Genomic DNA, 2,683 nt, shown 5'->3' with positions numbered 1-2,683 from the left:
TTGGGAAATCTCATCTTGAGGGGGGCTTCACGCTTAGATGCTTTCAGCGCTTATCCCTTCCGTACGTAGCTACCCAGCCATGCTCCTGGCGGAACAACTGGTGCACCAGCGGTACGTCCATCCCGGTCCTCTCGTACTAAGGACAGCTCCTCTCAAATTTCCTACGCCCACGACAGATAGGGACCGAACTGTCTCACGACGTTCTGAACCCAGCTCGCGTACCGCTTTAATGGGCGAACAGCCCAACCCTTGGGACCTACTTCAGCCCCAGGATGCGATGAGCCGACATCGAGGTGCCAAACCTCCCCGTCGATGTGGACTCTTGGGGGAGATAAGCCTGTTATCCCCAGGGTAGCTTTTATCCGTTGAGCGATGGCCCTTCCATGCGGTACCACCGGATCACTAAGCCCGACTTTCGTCCCTGCTCGACTTGTAGGTCTCGCAGTCAAGCTCCCTTATGCCTTTGCACTCTTCGAATGATTTCCAACCATTCTGAGGGAACCTTGGGGCGCCTCCGTTACTCTTTAGGAGGCGACCGCCCCAGTCAAACTGCCCGCCTGACACTGTCCCCGTACCGGATTACGGTACCAGGTTAGAACCTAGATACGATCAGGGTGGTATCCCAACGTCGCCTCCACACAAGCTGGCGCTCATGCTTCAAAGGCTCCCACCTATCCTGTACAGATCGTACCCAAATCCAATATCAAGCTGCAGTAAAGCTCCATGGGGTCTTTCCGTCTTGTCGCGGGTAACCTGCATCTTCACAGGTATTAAAATTTCACCGGATCTCTCGTTGAGACAGCGCCCAAGTCGTTACGCCATTCGTGCGGGTCAGAATTTACCTGACAAGGAATTTCGCTACCTTAGGACCGTTATAGTTACGGCCGCCGTTTACTGGGGCTTCGGTTCACAGCTTCGGGATTACTCCCTAACCGCTCCCCTTAACCTTCCAGCACCGGGCAGGCGTCAGCCCGTATACTTCGCCTTACGGCTTCGCACAGACCTGTGTTTTTGCTAAACAGTCGCTTGGGCCTTTTCACTGCGGCCCCCTCGGGCTATTCACCCTACCGAGGCACCCCTTCTCCCGAAGTTACGGGGTCATTTTGCCGAGTTCCTTAACGAGAGTTCTTCCGCGCGCCTTAGAATTCTCTTCTCGCCTACCTGTGTCGGTTTGCGGTACGGGCACCTTCACCTGACTAGAGGCTTTTCTTGGCAGTGTGAGATCATGACCTTCGCTACTATAATTTTCACTCCCCATCACAGCCCAGCCTTATCGATGTGCGGATTTGCCTACACATCAGCCTCACTGCTTGGACGGACATCCATCAGTCCGCGTCACTACCCTCCTGCGTCACCCCATCGTTCATAACGGTTTACGGTGGTACAGGAATTTCAACCTGTTGTCCTTCGATTACGCCTTTCGGCCTCACCTTAGGTCCCGACTTACCCTGAGCGGACGAGCCTTCCTCAGGAAACCTTGGGCTTTCGGCGGATCAGATTCTCACTGATCTTTTCGTTACTCATACCGGCATTCTCACTTGTRTRCTSTCCAGCGCTCCTTACGGTACACCTTCAACCTACATACAACGCTCCCCTACCCCTGATRCAAAGYATCAAGCCATAGCTTCGGTGGTGTGTTTAGCCCCGTTACATTTTCGGCGCAGAGTCACTCGACCAGTGAGCTATTACGCACTCTTTAAATGGTGGCTGCTTCTAAGCCAACATCCTGGTTGTCTGTGCAACTCCACATCCTTTCCCACTTAACACACACTTGGGGACCTTAGCTGATGGTCTGGGCTGTTTCCCTTTTGACAATGGATCTTAGCACTCACTGTCTGACTCCCGGATATAAGTCTATGGCATTCGGAGTTTGACTGAGCTTGGTAACCCTTGCGGGCCCCGCACCCAATCAGTGCTCTACCTCCACGACTCTCAATTCCGAGGCTAGCCCTAAAGCTATTTCGGGGAGAACCAGCTATCTCCGAGTTCGATTGGAATTTCTCCGCTACCCCCACCTCATCCCCGCATTTTTCAACATACGTGGGTTCGGGCCTCCAGTGCGTGTTACCGCACCTTCACCCTGGACAGGGGTAGATCACACGGTTTCGGGTCTACGTCCACATACTAAYTCGCCCTATTCAGACTCGCTTTCGCTGCGGCTACGGCTTCTCRCCTTAACCTTGCATGGGAACGTAACTCGCCGGTTCATTCTACAAAAGGCACGCCATCACCCATAGATCGGGCTCTGACTTCTTGTAAGCACACGGTTTCAGGATCTATTTCACTCCCCTTCCGGGGTGCTTTTCACCTTTCCCTCACGGTACTGTTTCACTATCGGTCGCTAGGGAGTATTTAGCCTTAGCAGATGGTCCTGCTGGATTCATACGGGGTTTCACGTGCCCCGCACTACTCGGGATCCGTCTCGGAGGGAATATACTTTCGGCTACAGGGCTTTTACCTCTTATAGCGGGCCTTTCCAGACCTCTTCGCCTAATATGTTCCTTTGTAACTCCATGTGAGACGTCCCACAACCCCAGAGAGCAAGCTCTCTGGTTTAGGCTGTTCCGCGTTCGCTCGCCGCTACTGACGGAATCACTCTTGTTTTCTCTTCCTCCAGGTACTTAGATGTTTCAGTTCCCTGGGTATGCCTCCTCGYATCCTATGTATTCAGATACGGGTAACT

1 rRNA gene is annotated in these 2,683 nt (G+C 53.3%); it reads right to left on the bottom strand.

Annotated elements, in window-relative coordinates:
- Window positions 1–2,683, bottom strand: a 23S ribosomal RNA gene (locus AB4124_RS33970); the annotation flags it as partial.

Source organism: Paenibacillus sp. 2KB_20 (assembly GCF_052115765.1).
Lineage (GTDB): Bacteria > Bacillota > Bacilli > Paenibacillales > Paenibacillaceae > Paenibacillus_AQ.
Note: the sequence above shows the minus strand (reverse complement) of the source record. Positions and strands in the feature narration are given on the sequence as shown.